At 48.4% G+C, this 20,561-nt stretch carries 17 protein-coding genes; 10 read left to right on the forward strand and 7 right to left on the reverse strand.

Annotated features, from left to right (window positions below; translation table 11 throughout):
• The first annotated feature begins 38 nt into the window (after positions 1–38).
• Positions 39–3,185 (forward strand): DUF2339 domain-containing protein, encoded by a 3,147-nt coding sequence (locus B5P39_RS06930; protein ID WP_088210932.1) that lies wholly within the window; start codon positions 39–41, stop codon positions 3,183–3,185.
• Between the two features lie 71 nt (positions 3,186–3,256).
• Here B5P39_RS06930 and B5P39_RS06935 read toward each other — a convergent pair whose 3' ends face one another.
• Positions 3,257–4,549 (reverse strand): O-acetylhomoserine aminocarboxypropyltransferase/cysteine synthase family protein, encoded by a 1,293-nt coding sequence (locus tag B5P39_RS06935; protein WP_011625403.1) that lies wholly within the window; start codon positions 4,547–4,549, stop codon positions 3,257–3,259.
• Positions 4,550–4,779: 230 nt separating this feature from the next.
• On the reverse strand, positions 4,780–6,192 hold the full coding sequence (locus B5P39_RS06940; RefSeq protein WP_088210933.1) for an aminotransferase-like domain-containing protein: 1,413 nt from the start codon (positions 6,190–6,192) through the stop codon (positions 4,780–4,782).
• 145 nt (positions 6,193–6,337) lie between these two features.
• Between B5P39_RS06940 and B5P39_RS06945 the strand changes: the two genes are divergently transcribed.
• From B5P39_RS06945 to B5P39_RS06960, 4 genes are all read left to right on the forward strand, one after another.
• Complete coding sequence (locus B5P39_RS06945; RefSeq protein ID WP_088210934.1) at positions 6,338–7,678, forward strand: cytochrome ubiquinol oxidase subunit I; 1,341 nt, start codon at positions 6,338–6,340, stop codon at positions 7,676–7,678.
• Between the two features lie 55 nt (positions 7,679–7,733).
• The gene (gene cydB / locus B5P39_RS06950; RefSeq protein WP_088210935.1) at positions 7,734–8,741 is read left to right on the forward strand and encodes a cytochrome d ubiquinol oxidase subunit II; all 1,008 of its coding nucleotides are present in this window, start codon (positions 7,734–7,736) and stop codon (positions 8,739–8,741) included.
• A gap of 61 nt (positions 8,742–8,802) precedes the next feature.
• Positions 8,803–8,937 (forward strand): DUF2474 family protein, encoded by a 135-nt coding sequence (locus B5P39_RS06955; RefSeq protein WP_088210936.1) that lies wholly within the window; start codon positions 8,803–8,805, stop codon positions 8,935–8,937.
• Positions 8,938–9,401: 464 nt separating this feature from the next.
• Entirely contained in the window at positions 9,402–9,788 is a 387-nt protein-coding gene (locus B5P39_RS06960) for a GreA/GreB family elongation factor (RefSeq protein ID WP_088210937.1), read from the forward strand.
• A 569-nt stretch (positions 9,789–10,357) separates the two neighbouring features.
• Here the strand turns inward: B5P39_RS06960 and B5P39_RS06965 are convergent.
• Complete coding sequence (locus B5P39_RS06965) at positions 10,358–11,137, reverse strand: AraC family transcriptional regulator (RefSeq protein WP_088210938.1); 780 nt, start codon at positions 11,135–11,137, stop codon at positions 10,358–10,360.
• Positions 11,138–11,329: 192 nt separating this feature from the next.
• Here B5P39_RS06965 and B5P39_RS06970 point away from each other — a divergent pair, with 192 nt between their 5' ends.
• Complete coding sequence (locus tag B5P39_RS06970) at positions 11,330–12,220, forward strand: DMT family transporter (protein ID WP_088210939.1); 891 nt, start codon at positions 11,330–11,332, stop codon at positions 12,218–12,220.
• Positions 12,221–12,362: 142 nt separating this feature from the next.
• On the forward strand, positions 12,363–13,994 hold the full coding sequence (locus B5P39_RS06975) for a methyl-accepting chemotaxis protein (RefSeq protein ID WP_088210940.1): 1,632 nt from the start codon (positions 12,363–12,365) through the stop codon (positions 13,992–13,994).
• A gap of 84 nt (positions 13,995–14,078) precedes the next feature.
• Here the strand turns inward: B5P39_RS06975 and B5P39_RS06980 are convergent, their stop codons facing one another.
• From B5P39_RS06980 to B5P39_RS06995, 4 genes are all read right to left on the reverse strand, one after another.
• Positions 14,079–14,546, reverse strand: a complete 468-nt coding sequence (locus B5P39_RS06980) for a hypothetical protein (protein ID WP_088210941.1) — start codon at positions 14,544–14,546, stop codon at positions 14,079–14,081.
• Between the two features lie 56 nt (positions 14,547–14,602).
• Positions 14,603–15,451 (reverse strand): FAD:protein FMN transferase, encoded by an 849-nt coding sequence (locus B5P39_RS06985; RefSeq protein WP_088210942.1) that lies wholly within the window; start codon positions 15,449–15,451, stop codon positions 14,603–14,605.
• Complete coding sequence (locus tag B5P39_RS06990) at positions 15,451–16,002, reverse strand: FMN-binding protein (protein WP_088211138.1); 552 nt, start codon at positions 16,000–16,002, stop codon at positions 15,451–15,453. The genes B5P39_RS06985 and B5P39_RS06990 overlap by 1 nt, the downstream gene beginning before the upstream one ends.
• Before the next feature lie 79 nt (positions 16,003–16,081).
• On the reverse strand, positions 16,082–16,990 hold the full coding sequence (locus B5P39_RS06995; RefSeq protein WP_088210943.1) for a DUF6662 family protein: 909 nt from the start codon (positions 16,988–16,990) through the stop codon (positions 16,082–16,084).
• 535 nt (positions 16,991–17,525) lie between these two features.
• On the opposite strand from B5P39_RS06995, the gene B5P39_RS07000 reads away from it, so the two are divergent.
• The 3 genes from B5P39_RS07000 (at position 17,526) to B5P39_RS07010 (ending at position 20,463) form a co-directional block, all read left to right on the forward strand.
• Positions 17,526–18,863 (forward strand): Na+/H+ antiporter NhaC family protein, encoded by a 1,338-nt coding sequence (locus B5P39_RS07000; protein ID WP_088210944.1) that lies wholly within the window; start codon positions 17,526–17,528, stop codon positions 18,861–18,863.
• 185 nt (positions 18,864–19,048) lie between these two features.
• Positions 19,049–19,741: a hypothetical protein gene (locus B5P39_RS07005; RefSeq protein WP_088210945.1), complete on the forward strand. Its 693-nt coding sequence runs from the start codon at positions 19,049–19,051 to the stop codon at positions 19,739–19,741.
• 11 nt (positions 19,742–19,752) lie between these two features.
• A complete protein-coding gene (locus B5P39_RS07010) occupies positions 19,753–20,463 on the forward strand; it encodes a 23S rRNA pseudouridine(2604) synthase RluF (RefSeq protein WP_088210946.1) in 711 nt (236 codons plus the stop codon).
• Positions 20,464–20,561: the final 98 nt, after the last annotated feature.

Raw genomic sequence — 20,561 nt, forward strand, 5'->3', positions numbered from 1 at the left:
TGCCCCATGGAGATGGAAAGCATATTTAGGATATTGAGATGCCGTTAAAGGATGACGTTGACCAACTCAAGGCAGAATTGGCGCAGTTAAAACTGCAGCACCTGTCGCAGCAATCTTCACTCAGCCGCCAACTGGCAGAATTCTCGGCCAAGCTCGATAGCATCAGTCTTCAGCTTGAGCAGCAAGACAATGGCCCTCTCACCAACGCATCCACCAGCACGGACGATATCTCAACGCCATTCGGCACGACGATTGAGCCAAGGGATGAGCGCGCCTCGCAGCAATCTGAAGAAATGGCTCCCGATATCCAGCCACAAATGCCCGAGGTAAATCCTTGGCAAGACGATCCTTGGCAGCGCCACGCTAAGGCTCCCTCAAAAGCCGTGCATTCATCGGTGGATTCGCAGCAGGATGATTTGCAGCAAGATAAGGCCTTTTCTCAGCAAGCCGGACTTGAAGTGGGTGTGCAGGCCGCAAGCCAATTAGAGACCTTATTATCCCAAGGCGTTGCCGCCATCATGGAGCCATTTGCGGCCATCACTGAACAGGTCAAAAGTTTCTATCAACATTATCAAGCCAAGGGCTTAGGCCCAGTGTTTTTAATGACGGTTGCGGGCATCATCACACTCACCCTAGGTTTTGGCTACCTACTGCAATATTCCATCAACCATTGGTTTTCTGAACTCGGCAAAGCCCTGCTGGGTTTGGGCTGCGCCAATGCGATTATTGCGGGCGGGATTTTTATCCGCCAAAAAAGGGCGGGCATGGCCGACTTTGGATCTGGGATTGTCGGATTAGGCCTTATCCTAAACTATCTCTGCGCCTATTTTATTGGCCCCTACTTTGAGATTATCCCTAACAGTGCCAGCTTTATCCTGCTGCTATTGATTACCTTAGCGGGCTATGGCCTGTCGATGCGACTCGATGCCAAGGTCATTGCCGTGATTGCTTTAGTCGGCGGCTCGATGGCGCCTATGATGTTGTTATCTCAAAGCTATGCGCCGCTACTGTATATTCCCTATCTGCTACTGATAGGTGCGGGCGCCCTCGCCCAAAGCCGTAAATTACACTGGCCATTACTGCTGGAAATCACCGCCTTCCTGCATATCGCCTGCATCGAAGCCTTCAGCTATTTTGTCGATTTACCGCTCACTCAATGGGGCGGCGCAGCGGTGCTAGCTCTAGTGAGCATTAACGCACTGTTTTATCTCTATGGTCTATTTGGGTTTATCGTCAACTCCTCCACGACCTCACTCAGCCACAGAGCCCTAGTTCTACCGATAGCCCTGCTGGCCTTTGCTATCTTCGAACTCACCCAATTTACGCCATTCGCCGGGGAGATTTTTATCGCCAACGCTCTGGTGTGCGCAAGTTTATACGTTAAGCTCAAGTCTCGACTCACCCCGTCCCAGAGCAGTCTCTTGTTAGTCTTCGGCGGCAGTTTTGCCGCCTTTGCTGCCCTTTATCTATTAAGCCATGATTTCCTAGGATTAGTGCTCATTCTCGAAGCATTGCTCCTGCTATGGATTGGCCTTAAGGAGAAACTGATTTCGGTGCGCGCCGAAGCCTACGTGTTATTGCTGACAGGGCTGGTTCTCAATTTATATGCGGTGCTGGCAGGTTTTTCCTTACTCGGACTTGGCGAGCAAACGCCGATGGCGGCGCTTGGGTTCCCGCAGCTCGCGCTAGCCTTAAGCGCGGCGGCCCTGCTCTTTGTTATCCGCCAAATTGGCAATGATAAGTTGCCACTGTCGCGGCTCGAGCGGCAATTGAGTTATTTATTCAAAGAGTTCCTCAGCGGCTTTTATGTGGCGACCCTTTTGCTGGCGGCTTACCTTATCAGCAGCGATTATTACCTCGCCATCATCCCGCTCGTGAGTCTGTTGCTCTTGTATTTAAGTGGTAAAAACAAGTTGATGGTCAGCGAGTTTGCCGCTTGGCTCTTGCTGCTGCCACTCTTATTTACCGTGGTCGAAGGCATAACGCTCACTGGCAGCTTGAGCTTTAGTGCGCAGCCACTGATGGCCAAGCTGGCACGCATTGAATTGTTCGCCGCCCTGCTGCTGGCCCACTATTGGTATCGTAAACACTATCCAAGCTCGCTGTTCGCACCGGCCGCCAAGCAGGTACAACTCGGCTGTTTTCTGCTGCTGCCGCTAATCTTATTGCCTAAGGTAATGCGCAGTTATTGGGAGTTTACCGCGGTTGCACTCTGGCTCAGCAGTTTGTTCAGCCTCGGGCTTGCCTATGTTATCAAGCATAAAGCCCTTGAGATTGAAACCAAGATTTTGACTTGGCTAGCGATCCTCACCACCGCCAGCTTGTGCCTATTTGAAGTTTGGCAAGGACTTATCGCGCTGCTGATAGGTGCTCTAGTCATGGGCTTTATACTGCTGCGTTATCGCAAACTTGCCAAGCCTTGGGCATCACTACTAACCCTGCAATGGCAACTTAGCCCTTATTATTTCGCGCTAGTGCTGGCCGTATTGGTCTATGGATTTAATCGCGTCGATGTAGTGGCATGGTCGATGACGGCATTAGCACTGAGCGGCTACTTTGCCCTATTGCTCCAAAGACGCACCAAGCATGGCTCAGTGCAAACAGGATTAATGGCGGACTTAGCCATCGAAATCCAAGCCGCGGTGCGCTCAAGCTACAGCTTGGCCTACGGGCTTTGTCTAGGGCTAGCGCTGCTGCCGATAATGCTGCATTTTGAGTTGTCGCTAAGACTCGATCTGGATAACGTGTTATTGATCCTCTGTGAATTAATGGCATTAGCACTGCTCGCGCTACTTATCTTACGCCGCGGCGTCGCTATTCGTTTGCATCAGCGTTTCTTACCGCTGCAATGGCTCAAATGGGGCTGGCATGGATTGCTCGCGCTGAGTTATCTCACCTGGAGTTATGCGTTCGATAACATGATTGCCGCGCCGCTCAGTGCCATTTTGCTCGTCGTCCATGGCAGCGTGTTAATGTTTATCAGCCTAAAACCCCAGCATGGGGATATGATCCGCCTCGCCGCCGGACTCTTTACCTTAGCCACGCTCAAAGTGTTATTGCTGGATATGGCGTCCTTCGAGCTAGTGCAAAAGGTTATCGCCTTTATGTTGATTGGGGTGATCTTACTGACTGTCTCTTACTTCTATCAAAAGGCGCGTAATCGCCTACAAGAAGCAAACCAATAAGTCGTCAGTTATGCAAAGTAAAAGGCCGCTAACATTAGCGGCCTTTTCATTCGAATAATCAATCTAATACGTTAAGCCAAGGCTTTTTCCAGCGCCTGCGCCACATCGGCAATAATATCGTCGATATGCTCAATACCGACGGAGATTCGGATCAAGTCCTCAGACACCCCTGCTCTGGCAAGCTCGTTTGCGTCCAACTGTCTGTGGGTGGTACTCGCAGGATGACAAGCCAGCGATTTGGCATCACCAATGTTCACTAAGCGCAAAATCATCTGCAGCGCGTCGATAAACTTGCCGCCGGCGATTTTTCCCTCCTCGGGAGTCGCCGCTTTAATACCAAAGCTGATAATCCCAGAGGCTTTACCACCGGTGATCTTTTGGCAATTTTCACGGTAAGGGCTACTCGGCAAAGCACCGTAATTCACCCAGCTGACCGAAGGATGCAATATCAAATATTCGGCTAATGCCAGGGCATTCGAGCAGTGACGCTCCATACGTAGGCTCAAGGTTTCCAGCCCTTGTAGCAGCAAAAATGCACTGTGGGGGGAGAGCGCCGCCCCAGTATTACGCAGCGGCACCACGCGGCAGCGTCCAATAAAGGCTGCGGCACCAAAGGCCTCGGTATACACCACACCATGGTAGGAAGGATCGGCTTGATTCAGCAGGGCAAAGCGTTCTTTGTTCGCCACCCAATCGAACTTGCCCGAGTCAATAATCACGCCGCCAATTGTCGTTCCATGGCCGCCAATGTATTTGGTCAACGAATGGATAACGATATCGGCGCCATGTTCAAACGGGCGACATAAAACAGGGGTGGCAACAGTGTTATCGACAATTAAAGGCACGCCGTGTTTATGGGCTATCTCGGCTAAACGTTTAAGATCAACAATATTGCCAGCAGGGTTACCTATGGACTCACAGAATAGCGCCTTGGTCTTAGCATCAATTAAAGCATCGAGCTCTTCAAAATCATCGAAGGCTGCCATCCGCACTTCGACTCCTTGGCGCGGCAATGTATGGGCAAACAGATTATAAGTGCCGCCGTAGAGCTGACTGGTACTGACAATATTGTCCCCCACCTGAGTAAGCGCTTGAATCGCATAGGTAATGGCCGCCATTCCCGAGGCAAGCGCCAGCGCGCCTATGCCGCCTTCAATGGCCGCAAGTCGCTGTTCGAGCACGCTGGTCGTCGGGTTCATAATCCGCGTATAGATATTACCTGCGACTTTTAAGTCAAATAAATCAGCACCATGTTGGGTATCATCGAAGGTGTAGGAAGTGGTTTGATAGATAGGTACCGCAGCAGCTTTCGTGGTCGCCTCTGATTCATATCCGTGGTGTAACGCCAGTGATTCAAGTTTCATCTTTGTGTCCTTCCCCAATAAATTCCCCGAACAACTCCAAAAACAGTTCCCTAAACTGTTCTCAAAACATAGCCACTCCCCAAGTCAAATTGAGGGGGAGCGTTATGCTAACCCATGCTCTAATCGCACAAGATTTGTGCACTGCACTCAAGCTAACAGATAGACATCTAGAAGTCTAAAACTTTTTAAATCGCCATTAAAATTGACGCAACGGCTCACACTTTGGCCTATTAATTCGGGGAGTGCTCTAGGATCTGCGCGAGCGCTTTTACCGCACGCACTAACTCGGGTGAGCAATCGTAGGAGGCATTAATGCGCATAAAATGGCGAAACTCTACTTGATTACTAAAGAGATTCCCCGGCGCGATACTGATCCCTCGCTCAAGCGCGCTATGATATATCTGCGTCGCATCCATATGGGCAGGCAACGCCAACCAGAGGAAATAACCGCCCGGCTCAAAGTTCACACTCACGGACTCCGGCAAGTGAGCCCGCAGCAACTGATACATGGCAAATTTGCGATCCGCTAAGGTGTTACGTAAGCGCTTTAAATGGCGTTCATATTGGGGCGACTGAATAAAATCGGCGATGGCCAGTTGCATAGGCGCACTGGTTGAGAGGGTCGACATTAATTGCAAGCGTTGCAATTGCGGGGCATGGCGCCCCGCGGCAACCCAACCGACTCGATATCCCGCAATCAAGGATTTAGAAAAGGAACCACAATGCAAAACGCAGCCTTGAGTGTCTAAGGCTTTAATCGGCCTAGGCGCACTCGACCCGACATAAAGCTCTTGATATACATCATCTTCAATCAGACTGACGTTATGCTCACAAAGCAGTTGATAAATAGCCTGTTTTTTCTGTTCCGATAAACTACAGCCTAAGGGGTTTTGATGCAGACTCATCAACCAACAGGCTTTGACGGGATAGGTCTTCAGCACTTCAGCTAAAGCGTTAAGATCAATCCCTTCGCGGGGATCCGTCGCGACCGCAATCGCCCTCAGTTTGAGGCGCTCAATGGCTTGCATCGCACCATAAAAGGCCGGCGATTCAATCACGACCCAATCCCCCGCCTGAGCCAAGGCCGCTAAGCTCAAGTTCAGCGCCTCCATCGCCCCCGAGGTAATCAAAATTTCATCGGGCGCCACACTCATGCCTAATTTGGCATAACGCTGGGAAATCGCCTTGCGTAACCCTGCATTACCGGGGGGAAGATTATCGGCCGCAAACGACGGTGACATCTGCCGAGTGACCTTGACCAACGAGCGCGCCAAGGCTTGCTGTGGAAATAAACTGGGGTCGGGAAATGCCGAGCCAAAGGGCACAATCCCCGCCTGTTTCGATGCCTGCAATACGTTAAACACAAACTCGTTAATATCGACCTTATCGGAAAAATAGATCTGTCGTTGAGTCTCTGGATAACGAAAGGCTTCGGGCTGAGGCGCCACTATGTAACCGGATTTTGCCTGCGCCAATATCACGCCTTGGCTTTCGAGCAACTGATAGGCGTTCAGCACCGTCATTAAACTTAGCCCCGAATCCGCCACGGTTTGCCGCAATGATGGCAATTTATCCCCCGCCTGCCAGACACCTTGAGTAATTCGGTTTTTGAGATCCAGCGCTAACTGTTGGTACTTAGGCATCTGTTATAGCTAACCTAGCCAATTCTGTATCTGTTATAGCCAGATTACCCCATGGTCTAATAGTACACAAGCCATCAGCGGCTCGAATCCGAGGCGCTGAGCGACTTGTTTTTACACATCCCTTTGCTGCACTCCTGAGGACACTATGTTTGATTTTGATGCCACCGTACTCGCGAGGATCCAATTCGCTTTTACCGTTTCTTTTCACATTATCTTTCCCGCAATCACTATTGGGTTAGCCACCTATTTAGCCGTGTTAGAAGGACTCTGGTTGAAGACAAACAATCAGATTTATCAGCAGCTTAATCAATTCTGGGTCAAAATTTTTGCCATTAACTTCGGCATGGGCGTGGTCTCAGGCATAGTGATGGCCTACCAATTTGGCACCCACTGGAGTGGTTTTTCGGCCTTTGCGGGCAGCGTAACCGGCCCTCTGCTCACCTATGAAGTACTGACAGCATTTTTCCTCGAGGCAGGATTTCTTGGGGTGATGCTGTTTGGGCAAAATAAGGTTGGCAAAAAGCTGCACTTTTTTGCCACTTGCATGGTGGCCACGGGCACTGTGATTTCAACCTTTTGGATCCTCGCCTCCAATAGTTGGATGCACACACCTCAGGGTTTTGAAATTATTGATAACCGAGTCGTCCCCACCGACTGGTGGCAAATCGTGTTTAATCCTTCATTTCCCTACCGTTTAACCCATATGACGGTTGCCGCCTTTCTCTCCTCGGCCTTCTTTGTTGGCGCCTCCGCCGCGTGGCATTTACTGAAAGGAAACGATACTCCCGCGATTCGTAAAATGCTTTCCATGGCCATGTGGATGGCATTGATTGTTGCACCGCTGCAAGCAGTGATTGGTGACTTTCACGGGCTAAATACCCTTGAGTATCAACCGGTAAAAATCGCGGCGATGGAAGGCCACTGGCGTAATGAAAAGGATGAGCCTACACCGCTCATCTTATTCGCGATACCCGATATGGATAAGCAAACCAATCACTTCAGTTTGGAAATTCCAGGATTAGCCAGTCTGATTTTAAAACACGATATAACCAAGCAAGTGCCAGCACTCACTGAGTTTCCTGCCGAGGATTGGCCCAATGTGCCCTTAGTGTTTTGGAGTTTTAGGGTGATGGTGGGCTTAGGCGTGCTGATGATTTTGGCGGGCGTGTGGAGCCTCTACCTTAGACGCAAGCAGACGCTATACAGCAATCACCTGTTCCTGCGCTTGGTACTCTTGTTAGGTCCTGCAGGATTAATCGCGACCCTCGCGGGCTGGTTTACCACTGAACTTGGCCGTCAACCTTGGGTTATCCAAGGGTTAATGCGCACTCAAGATGCAGTTTCATCCCACAGTGTGACCCATTTAAGCCTCAGCCTGATGATGTTTGTTATCTGTTACTTCGGCATTTTTGGCGTGGGTTATCGCTACATGATGCGGCTCATCAGTAAAGGGCCGATAGCGCAAGGGATTGAGCACCATGGATAACAAATCCAGTTTTTTAGCATATCAATTGATTAATCAACCCATTTAGAGGCACAACATGGAATTCGACTTACCCCTGATTTGGTTTGGGATCATCATCTTTGCCACACTCATGTATATAGTGATGGATGGCTTCGATCTTGGCATCGGCATCTTATTTCCCTTCATCCACGATGAAGAGGATAGGGATGTAATGGTCAACACCGTCGCGCCAGTGTGGGATGGAAACGAGACTTGGCTGGTACTCGGTGGTGCTAGCCTGCTCGGCGCCTTTCCCCTCGCCTACGCCATAGTGCTCGAAGCCCTAACCGTTCCCTTACTAATTATGCTGCTCGCGTTGATTTTTCGCGGCGTCGCCTTTGAATTCAGGTTTAAATCCAGCGCAGAGACCAAACCCTTTTGGGACAAAGCCTTTATGTTCGGCTCGATTATTGCCACCTTTGCCCAAGGCGTAGTGCTCGGCGCATTTATCTCGGGCATTTCGGTCGATGGACAAAGGTTCAGCGGTAGCAGCTTCGATTGGTTATCGCCCTTCTCACTCTTCTGTGGTTTTGGGCTGATGATGGCCTACGCGCTACTTGGCGCAACTTGGTTAGTGAAGAAATGCACAGGCACACTCAAAACGACTATGCAGCAGCTCGCTAAGGTTCTCGCGATTTGCCTGTTGATGACCATAGGAATCGTCAGTTTATGGACGCCCTTCGTACAACCCAATATTGCCCTGCGCTGGTTTAGTCTGCCGAATTTATTCTATTTTGCGCCTGTACCTCTGCTGGTATTACTCTGCACTAAGGCACTTATCCGCGCTTTAAATACTGAGGATGACTACCGCCCCTTCTTGCTGACGCTCGTGTTAATCTTCTTAGGCTTTAGTGGCTTAGGAATCAGCATCTGGCCACATATTATTCCGCCAACGATCAGCCTATGGCAGGCGGCTGCGCCTGAGAGCAGCTTAGGTTTTATGCTCATCGGCGCACTGATGATTATCCCCTTGATCTTGGCCTACACCTTTTGGAGCTATTACGTGTTTCGCGGCAAAGTCACCAAGGATGCGGGTTATCACTAAAAACGGCTTCATGCAGCCGATATCGACCCGGCTGCCAGCAACACACTCTTAGGAGATTGCTATGACAACTCAAACTTCATCGCTCCCCAAACGACTCGGCTGGTTACTGCTGATTTGGTACACCAGCGTCAGTTGCTTACTGTTGGTCTCCCTCTGCCTTAAAATCATCCTACAAGGTGCAGGGCTAACGACTTAGCGGTTTAACATTCAGGCGAGTTAATCAATTTATGTGCTAATAATAGCCTAAAAATATCGCCTATTATTAAGCGAATATTTTTATTTAATAGGGAAACGTCATTCCAGAAATAAAGAGTTTGGAGTCAAAACATGGGTTGCTTTATTTTTTCAGTTGGCCTATGGTATGGACAGTTTATTAGTCATTAATCATCAACCCAATTGGATGATTAATTTAGCCTTAATTTGATATGGAGATGTAGCAACATGTTAAACAATGCATTTTCATCTATCACATTTGAGTCATCGCCTTTTACGCTAAATAATCCTTATTATTTAGCCTGCAACTGCGTACGCCTTTCACTTAAATTTCCAGTTTAAGCCGAGTGCCACTCGCACTCGGCATCTAATTATCACATTTAATTTTATTGCTTCCACTTTTATTTTGGAGCATGGCAGTTATCTAGCTCATATTTTGAGGTAGTTATGTTTTATTCTTTTTTTAGCAATCTATTTCAGTCTTTTATGTTGAAAACTGAAACCTATTACCTGCAAAACAGTTTTAATGCCTCACTGCGCCCGACTTCATTAGCCGCGGTGATCGCAAAACTGGATCAACTTAAGAGTGAAGAAACCCAAGATAAAGTGACAGTTGGTCGAGAAATTTTACTGGTTAATCAACAGGACCAGCAGGAATACCGTATCGAGCTAGTGTATCCGCCTAGGCACAAACCCAGTGCGGGACGTTATTCGGTGATCTCCGATCTCGGCGTCAGCTTACTCGGGCGCACTAAGGACGAATATGCCGAAGTCAATATTCTAGGTAAACCCGTATTATTTATGGTGAAAGACATCACCCTCAGCAAAAAATAAATTAACGGTAAAAATAGTTTTATCAGCATAAAGCATGTTCAAATTTCAGTGGCAGCATGCTTTTAGGTCGCTATTTGCGGCGGCATCTAGCATTGGCATAAAGAAAATAGGGAGAGCGCTATTTTGAAGTCTTTAACAGGCCGCGACACAAATTAAAGCCGATGAGCCAAGGCTTAGACCTCTTGGATATTTACCGAGTATGGCAGCGCTTATGTAAAAACCATCAAGAGGTATAAGTTTATTTATCTGGCTCATTTGGCTTTTTCATGAATTAATTTTGCCGACGGGTAATATTAACGACACTATCGGTAAGAATGCGGCGCTACAGTCGATAGTCTCATTTTATGAAGTTTTACTTTACTGAGTATCACTTTGCTGAGTTTAGATTCAGTTAGGAGTCATTGTCATGAGTAAAGAAAAAGCGAAAAAACCGCCGATGAAAACCTTAAAAGAGAAGCGTCAGGATAAACGGAATCGACAGAAAAACTCCGATTAATCCCTGTGTAAAAAATCCCTTAAATCCTCTCTTTATGAGCAAGAAGGCGTGGTGATTATCACGCCCTCTTTTTTTATCCCAATTGTCGGCGATATTGCTCAGGCGAATATTGGGCATATTTTTTAAACATCACAATATAAGGTGAGGTTTGGTTATAGCCCAAGGTCAGTGCAACCTCCTTGATTGCCAATCCTTCACGCAAGAGCTGTAATGAATAAATAAACTTATGTCGCTGCCGCAGCTCAGTAAAACTCATGCCAAGGCTGTCTTGGCATCGCCGAGCCAGAGTGCGCTCTGTGGTATGCAGCTCGCTTGCCCAACTCTTAAGACTCTTTTGGCTGGCGGGGTCGAGTTCGAGTTGCTGCAAAATGGGCTGTAATAATTTATCGCCACTCGAGGGTAAAAATTGCGGCTGTGCCTGGCCTAAAATCAACTGGTCGATTAGCACCTCAACCAGACGTTTATCTGCGTCGCTCTCAGCCACTCTGATTTGCCGCTCCCTCAGGTCGTTCACTATCGCCAGTGCGATGGGCGTGATCGCCAGCAGACAGGTTTCATCCGGAAAAGCCCCCGCACGACTAGCTACTATATTCATCGAGCAATAATGGATACTGCGGCGAGTAAAGCTCTCATGTTCAATCCCCGCAGGCACCCAAATCGCATATTGGGATGGCGATAAAAACCGCTGCCCTGCGGCATGCAGCTCCATAATACCGCCGCTGATCAGCTGCAACTGCCCCCAAGTGTGACTGTGTTTTGGGGTGATGGTATTAGGGAGAAACGCTTCATAGTTGAAGAAAATATCGGCAACAGGCGCTTGTTCTGCCTTGAGCGGATGATAAACGGGACGCATCAGAACTCCGAAAATAGGCTGGCAAATTCGAGGCGAACGCTGAAACTTAAAAAGGATTGTCCGCCGACGAACTGACATTGTCTTTTAAGCGATATTTATACCATAAAAGACCAGAGATAATAGCAGCAGCCTAAAACATCGGGTTTAAGCCCCTTCGCCTAACCCTGTCTCCACACCAATTAAGACTGACCTATGCTGTATTTATTTCCGCTTCTCGCCGTCGTGATTTGGGCGGGCAACGCCATTGTTAACAAACTCTCCTTTGGGATCATCGCCCCCGAAGCGATAGCCTTTTATCGCTGGTTTTTTGCCATGCTAGTATTAACACCTTTTATGCTAAAACCCGTCTGGCGTAAGCGTAAAACGATTGCACCATTACTGCCCAAACTCGCCACCTTGGCCGCCTTAGGCATGGTGTTAAACCAAAGCCTGGCTTATTTTGCGGCGGCAACCACAACTGCGACCAATATGGCCCTAATCAACTCGCTAGTGCCTATGGTGAGCTTGTTCTTGGCCGTGCCACTACTCAAACAAAGACTGACGCCTCTTGTCTTTGGTGGCACAGTGATTTCGCTCTTGGGCTTAGTGTTTATGTTAAGCCACGGCGATATGGCCAATCTTGCCATCGGCGTGACCCAAGGGGATTTACTATTACTCATCAGCGCCTTTGTGTACGCACTTTATGGGGTATTGCTTAAACGCTGGCAATTGCCGATATCGACGTGGGAGTCAGTGTATATTCAAGGGATTATCGCGGTGTTGATGTTAATCCCGCTGCTGTTTAGCGCACCAAGTACAGCCATTAGCAGCCAAGCCGCACCGTTAATACTCTATGCCGCTCTGGGGGCTTCACTCATCGCACCTTGGGCCTGGATTAATGGCATCAGCAAGTTAGGGGCCGAGCGCACCAGCATTTTCTTCAACTTGATGCCGATCCTCGCGGCAATCTTAGCGGCGATTATTTTGAATGAAACCTTAGCGATTTATCACTATATAGGTGGTGCTATGGTCATCTTTGGGGTGATGTTAGTGCAGGTAAAACCTAAACAGAAAACACCAGCATCCATCGCCTGCACCGAATAAATCGCTTAACTCAACGCCCCAAAATCTTGGGGCGTTTTTTATCATCGCTTCTAATACAGACTTTTCGCAGGCTGCTGCAAACAACCAAATAGCGACTAAGCTATTTAATAAGTCGTTTTGTCAGAGAGTTATGGAGAGTCCCATGTTTAATAGCATTAGAGTCAAGTTTTCGCTGATGTTTGCCATTATGGCGACAGCTTTAATTGTGATGGCCGTGACGGATGCGATGCAAAACCGCACCACCCTCAAGCAAATGCAGGAGTTTAGCCAACGATTTAATCCGGCAATTTCAGCTATTCTCAACGCCGACCGCGATCTCTATCAGGCACAACTGAGTGAAGAAGTACTGCTTAGGCCCGAGCTCAGCAGCGAGAACCGTAAGAGTGAGATAGACAACTGGCAGGAAAACGTCGACCAAGCGCGCGACCGCATGGGGGAATTTAAAAATTATCTGCAAGACCATTTAGAAGTTATCAAGTCCACCAGCGGTTTTGAGGCGCAATTTTCACTCTGGTATCAAGCCTCATCGGAAGTGATCAATGCTGTGAAAAACAATGACTTTGAACTGGCAAGACAACTCCATGAAAACAAATCTAAAAAAGAGTTTAAGGCCTTAAGGAGTATCTACAACGCCGCCGGTGAAGCCGCCGATAACCGCGTTAAAGAACTGGATTTACAGGCCTCAGAGCAGGCCACCACGCAAACCCAAATTTCGGTCACCATAGCCACCTTAGTCGCGATAGTCGCCCTCGTGATTGCCTACTTTGGCCCCAAAATCATAGTCAATGCGATCCGCGATATTACCGACAGGATCAAGGATATTGTCGATGGCGACGGAAACTTAACCCAGCGAATCCCCATCACACGTCAGGATGAAATTGGCGAGCTAGCCAATGCCTTTAACTTGTTCGTGGCCCAATTGCAGCAAATGGTTATCGCGATTATCAGCCAAACCAAAGATGTCAGCCAAACTGTTGAAAACCTCGCGACAAAATCAACCACCACCATAGGCATCAGTTACGAGCAGGAACAGTTTGTCGATACCATAGTCACGGCGGTGAATGAGATGAGCGCTGCGGTGCGAGAGGTGGCCAGCAACGCCCTGCATACCGCCACCGAAATCACTAAGGTCAACGACCAAACCATTGAAGGTAAGAACATTCTCACCCAGTCGGTCAACCATATTCAGCAACTGTCGGAGTCGGTGAAACAAGCCGTAGCGGTTATCGAAAAACTCTCAGTGAATTCCGCCAATATCGCCTCGGTATTGGATGTTATCCGCTCGATTGCAGAGCAAACTAACCTACTCGCCCTCAACGCCGCCATTGAGGCAGCCCGTGCGGGTGAGCAAGGACGAGGCTTTGCGGTGGTTGCCGATGAAGTGCGGACACTGGCGAGTCGCACCGAAACCTCGACCCAAGATATTCAGCGAATGATTGAAGAGTTACAACGGGGTGTAAATGATGCGGTGAAGAGCATTGAATCGGGCGCCAGCCTCACAAACTCGACTGTGACCCTCGCCAGTCAGACACAGGATGCCTTAGATGAGATCCTGAACTCCACCTCTAAGGTCAGTGAGATGTCGACACAAACCGCTACGGCCACCGAAGAGCAAACCCATGTAACCGAAGAAATCAATCGTAACTTGACCGAGTTGTCTGACAAGACCCGCTACTGCAATACCGTTATCCAAGAGACTCAGCAAATCGTCGTCAACACCCAAACCATTTGCAGCAATCTGCAAAAAGAAGTGTCACGCTTTAAAGTCGCTTAAGGCGAGTAACGCGCCCAGATGTCCCTGACTTTGCGTCGCTCAAAGACAGATAAAAAAGAGTGCCTAGGCACTCTTTTTTATGGATTAGAGGATACGCTGACGCGTTAAGGATTGCTGCCGAATTTGCCGGCCGTGCCAGTAATGCCAGCCAAAGCCGCCACAGAGTAATAGCCCTAAAAAAGTGTGCAATAAACTCGCGGCTAACTGTGCCGATTCTGAGCTTAAGTAATACAACCCAACGCCCGTTAATGCCAGCGCCAACAGACTGAGTGACATCACTAATCCACTCTTATGGTTAAGCTTTTTACGCCAGCCTGCACGGATATGGCTATGCCACAGTGCACCGAGCAAGATGAGCATCAACCAGCCGAGTAGCACATGCATCACAACCGCGGGTAAACGCAGATCCCCGCTCAAGCCAAAATCCACATCCCACTGCAGTTTAAACTCCATCACCCAAGGCAGCATAAATAAGCCTGTAAGGCCCGTTACTGTGATGGCAAGAATGATCAACCAGAAAAACCAATTGGGATAACCACTTAATTTTTTCATTTTTATTTATATCGTTAAAAATACTAAAGAATAATGCAAAGCTTTATCGACACATCTTAGGGCGCGAAATTGACTAAATCGCCACCCAACTGCTGAATTTTTGTCGCGGCGGTGGCATCGTCAAGGTATCCCGCCACCTTGGTTAACGCATCGGCGCGCCAGGCAAACGGTGCCCGCACACTCACAACCCTTTCTTGGTCGCCGACACACTGCTGCTCGTCTAAATTCCCCGTCGGTAACAATAACGCGGGGTAATCGTGGCTTAACTGCTGGGAAACCCGCGAACTGGCAAAGGCGGTATTGCTGACGTTGATCTTTTGACTCAATCCATTCGGCCCACGGCACAACACATTTAATGAAGCGCTACCAAACACTTTTAAATCGCCACCCGCATTCACCCAGCCACCGCACACGCCCGCACGGCGCAGCTCGCTGACCGCCATATCGACCGCATAGCCTTTAGCGATGCCATCTAAGGTCAAAATCAGTGGGCGAGCCAATCTGGCTTTATCCGCTTGGATCTCAATGTCTCGCCAATCCCCCTGCAACAACAGCGGCATTCCAAGATAAGCGGGCAAAGCGCCGCGGGACATCATCTCACCGCCCACAGTGCAGTTGAATAGGTTGTCACTGGCTCGCCCAAACCATTTAGCAAGCTTCAACACCCTCAGGCTATCAGGACTTAAGGCTATCCACTGCCCCGGCTGGCGATTCAGTAAATTCAGCTCACTATCCTGCTGGTGAAAACTGAGTAAGCGGCCAATATGGGCCACACGCGAAAAAGCCGCTGTTATAGCGGCTTGAAGGGCAGACTCATCTAATGAAGGATGAGCATTGTGCTCGGCAGCGGACTCAGCGGCAATTTCGACTAAGGTCCCGAGTAAGGGTTTGGCTCTACGTATCACTATGCGACTGACTGCGACAAAAAGAGTTGATGGATAACAAGTAACCGTTTTACGCCATCGAGTAAATTACGGCAACTTAATGTGGCCCCACTAATATTGCTGACATCTTCATCGAGTTTAAAGGGATCTTTGAGGGTTTTACCGTGGAACTGATCTCGCCAACTCGCTTCACGCACTTGGCCGCCGTGGGTTTCGCGGTAACTGAGCACTTCTAACCCGAGCACTGCGCCCTGCGGACTAATGCCGATAGCGTAGGTAATATACTCATGTTTACCGACAACATCATCCACCACAAACCAACCGAGAAACTGACCGTCCTTTTCCACTTTCCAGATAGGTTGCTGATCTTGGCGTTGGCGAACGCCCGATAAATCTTTGATCTGATCTTTCGCATCGGAGCTCAGTAAGGTTGGTCGCTCACTAAATACTGCTGCCTTATCAAAAATCAACGCCTGCGCTTGGGCCACTGTTAAATAATCCGCAGAAAATGCAGGGGCGGCCACGACGACCATTGGCATAAACCACAAGCTATTCAGATATGTATGCGCCATTTCAATACCTAGTTTTAAAACAAAACCTTGATTCATCGCAGGCAGAGCAACGCTGCCCTGCCTATGAGTAAAGTACAAATTAGAAGTTAAATGCCACTTTTAATCTGACTTCTTGTTCCGTTTTTTCAATCAGATGCAGGCTAGTATCCTTTTGACCTTCGTACTGCTCACCGCCACCACTTAACTGGGGTAACCAAGTGAGAGTCGCCCACCAATCGGCACTGCCGTAGTGTAATGAGGGACCGGCGAAGAATGACCAACGCTCTTGACCAATTTCAGTCTCAAATTCGGTTTCGAATAACACTTCGGCACTGATAAACCAGTTAGGGGCGAAACGGTAGCTCAGGCCAGTGCCCATTTTCAGCTCCAGTTCCATCTCAGGATCGGTTGACCAGTCAAAGTCTTCAGGCAAATTGGCAATTGGTGCACGGTCAGCATAGGTCGATTCCATGCCAAGGTTGCCAACCCAAATTAACTCGCCTTCGAGCATGTACTTTTGAGTCTGCAAGCCTACATCGAGTGACAGGGTGTCTTTGTCTTGACCAGAGTGCACATCAATCCAGTCATAGTCTAAAGATGCGGTCATAGACAGACCAATATCATCCTTAGCAGGGCTTAAAAACATGTAGCTTAAGCCGACTTCAGCGCCAGAGGTGGCAAAACCAATGTTTTTCTCTTTCGGCAGATAACCATCGATGATTAAGCCGCTGGTATCTAAAGACATAAACTTAGCCGAACCCGATACCGCAAACTTGTCGGTCACACCGTATTCCAGCTCAGTCTCGTAATTAATGCCACGGTAAGTACCTTGGCCTTTGTCGTTACGCAACGTCACTTTTTGATAGAGTTCAATGGCTTCTTTAGGCATAGCCTCAGCGCCTTTGACATAACCAAATAAATCTTCACCTGCAGTGGCAGTGTGGCAGATGCCGAGTGTTAACACAGAGGCAGCGACTAAACTCAGGCGATGACGAGAAAACGTGCGCATTTAAACAAAGCTCCAAAGAGTTATTAACATAATTGGGAGGCGATTCTAGTAGAGCAACAAAAACAACGCAAATCATTATCATTAGTGTTTTATTGGATAAAGTACCAAATAATAAGGATATTTCAGTTAAAACATGATGTTACAAATTAATGTTGAATTAATATTTTTTTGCTATGCAATCGGCTAATGGCCTAAATCGGCACATTTCTGCCTAAAGGCTATACTCACCATGGCATTTGTTACAGGTCACCCCCTATACAGCTTTCATGCCCTGTATCTTTTCGAAAAAAGCACTATAGATAATAGGTTGATTAATAAGGTCTAAAATGGCTATCCACCACGATTTAAACCTCTTTTTAACGAACAGATCACAACGGAAGTAAAAACATCTAGACGTCTAGATTGACAGTAAAATGGCAATCCAATATGCTTGGCACCAAGTTGCTAGGATATGATGCCAAAGCGGCATAGATTTTAAGCGAGTTCGACTGCCAAGGATCCCGCGGACAACCCGCCGAGTAAAAGAGACATTACATTGAGTCAATCAGCCCAAACCACTGCACCGAGTAGCCCGGCATCCTTTATTGCCCTGTTACCCTTATTCGTTTTTTTAAGTCTGTTTATTGGCGCAGGCGTCTATTTCCAAAGCCAAGGTGTAGACTTTGCCTTCTATCAATTACCGAGTGTGATTGCCATTCTGCCAGCCATAATTCTGGCCTTGGTATTATCAAAACAAAAACTCAATCAAGCGATTGATACCTTTATCGGCGGTATTGGCCACAGCAATATTATTGCTATGTGTTTGATTTACTTGCTGGCTGGCGGTTTTGCTGCGGTAGCGAAAGCCACTGGTGGTGTCGATGCGACCGTTGCCTTAGGTTTATCCCTTATTCCTTCAAACCTATTACTGCCCGGCTTTTTTGTGATTGCCGCCTTTATTGCCACCGCAATGGGTACCTCAATGGGCACAATCGCCGCCGTGGCACCTATCGCCTTAGGCGTTGCCGATCAGGCACAAATTGATTATGCCCTGATGGCGGGCGCCGTGATGTCTGGCGCACTGTTTGGCGATAACCTCTCGATTATTTCGGATACCACTATTGCGGCCACTCGTACTCAAGGCTGTGATATGAAAGATAAATTCCGCGAGAACCTGATTTTTGCAATCCCAGCTTCACTGCTGACCTTTATCGCCTTTGTGATTGCAGGCCAAGGCCAAGCCGATCTAGCCGCTCAGGATATCGACTTTATCAAGGTGATTCCTTACCTGACGATTCTGGTATTAGCAGTCGCAGGGTTAAACGTGTTCGTCGTCTTGACCTTAGGCATTCTGCTGGCGGGCGCCGCGGGATTCCTGACCATGGACTATGGCGTTATCCAATTTGGTAAGGATATCTACGCGGGCTTTAGCAATATGCAGGAAATCTTCATCCTGTCGATGTTAGTAGGTGGTTTAGCCGCGCTGATGCAGCAACAAGGTGGTTTAGCCTTTGTAAGCAAGCAGATTGAAAAGCTCATCACCCGTTTCTCAAAAGCTCAAGGCGAAGCCTCATGCCGCGCGGCCGAATTAGGCATGGCAGGGATTGTGGCCGTCACCAACAGCTGCGTTGCCAACAACACAGTGTCTATCGTTGTGACGGGAGATATTGCTAAAGATCTGGCTGAAAAACACGGTGTTAGCCCCAAGCGTGCGGCCAGTGTACTCGATATTTTTGCCTGTATTATCCAAGGGTTAATTCCCTATGGCGCCCAAGCACTGCTGATCGCTTCAACCTTTAGCATCACACCGCTGGCGGCCGTATCCCACGCTTGGTACTGTATGATCCTAGCGGCTGTCGCGATTGCGATTGTGATTTTCCGTAAGCGCCACTAACCTTATTCGACTGTCGATAACACCAAGGGAGCCATTCGCTCCCTTTGTTTTTATCTGCCTAAAGATCAAATCAGGCCAAGACTTGCCATCAGTTTCGGATTCAGGCAAGTTACTGCGGGTTATTCGCGCGGTATTAAGCTTAATTTACGGCATAGTCATTCACCACAAAATGCATCCATAACAATATGAATCCGCAGCATGAACCCAGTTTTTACGACTTACATCGCCTGATCACTTGGTTGATTGTGGGCGCTGCGCTGCTAAGTGCCACCGGGGTTATCATCGCACTCTACGGCGAATATCAAACCGTGGGTACTCCCGCCCTGTTTATGCGTGCCGATTTTCTCGGTGACTATATCAACTCGCCCCTCGCCTATGTGTTTAACCTCGGATTACTCGCCGCAGGGATTTGTATGTTGGTCTCTATGGCTGGGCTCTACTTACTTAAACTCGACACCTTTAGCCAATATATTGCGCTCACCGGCGCCTGGGTTGGCACCTCGGTGATTTTGATGGGGATTTTCCCGATTAACTTTTTAACCATGCACAGGCTGGTTTCTACAAGTTATCTGTTAAGTACGCTAACCCTGCATGCCTTGGTGATTATCGCGGGAATCGTGCCTAAGCTTATCTGCCCAAGACCCTTGTTTTACTTAAGCTTATTGAGCTTTATCAGTGCCGTTAGCCTGAGCTTACAACTGGACTGGAGCCAACTGGATTTCCCGCCCTGCGAGACAGGCAATCACTTCTGTTTTGTTGCCGCCAATATGTGGCTGCAAACGAACCTTAATATTATTTGGTGCTTAAGCCTCGCATTTGCCATGCGCCGTTTATCCAAAATCCTGTATTATCGCGCCCAAGTCCATCACCCGTTTTAGCTTAGTCATTTATGCGTCTTGCCAAATACCTTGCCCAATGCGGCATTAGTTCACGCCGTGAAGCCTGCCGCTTGATTGAGGCCGGACGCATCAGCCTCAATGGCAAGATAGCAAAGCATACCGATGCCGTGCATTTCGATGCTGACGGCCAATGTCTTGCTCGCCTCTGCTTAGATGAAAAGCCCATATCGGGCGCCGAAGCGCTCAACTATTGGATCTTCAATAAAGCCATAGGCACTGATTGCCGTTTGTTAGACGCCGATAAATCCAGTTTGCTACATTTACTGCCAACTGCACCAAGACTCTACCCAGTGGGCAGATTAGACAAGGATTCCCGTGGTTTATTGCTGCTCACCAACGATGGCGAACTCACCCATAAACTGATGCACCCTAGTTTTGTCCACAGTAAAACTTATCATGTGCAACTCGATAGACCCTTCAACGATGCCTTTATCGAACAAATGGCTAGCGGCGTGCAATATAAAGAGGTGCGCACACTCCCCTGCCAAGTCACACGGTTAAGTGCAGACCGTTTTGAAATTGTGCTTACCCAAGGGTTAAATCGCCAGATTCGGCGCATGTCCAACGCCTTAGGTTATAAGGTGATTGACTTACAACGCGTCGCGTTAATGACATTAACGCTAGGCTCCTTAGCCGAAGGCGAAATGCGCCCACTCAGCCCAGAGGAAGTTACAGCGCTTAAAGCCGCAGTAACGATTTAGTGAGGATAAGTGGTGAATGCACTCAAGCAGTTAACCTCAATTTGAGACAATGCCTGCGTGAACAATATCTGCCAATAAACGCCAATGAAGATAGAAAC

Source organism: Shewanella sp. Shew256 (genome assembly GCF_002196695.1).
Classification (GTDB): Bacteria; Pseudomonadota; Gammaproteobacteria; order Enterobacterales; family Shewanellaceae; genus Shewanella; species Shewanella mangrovisoli.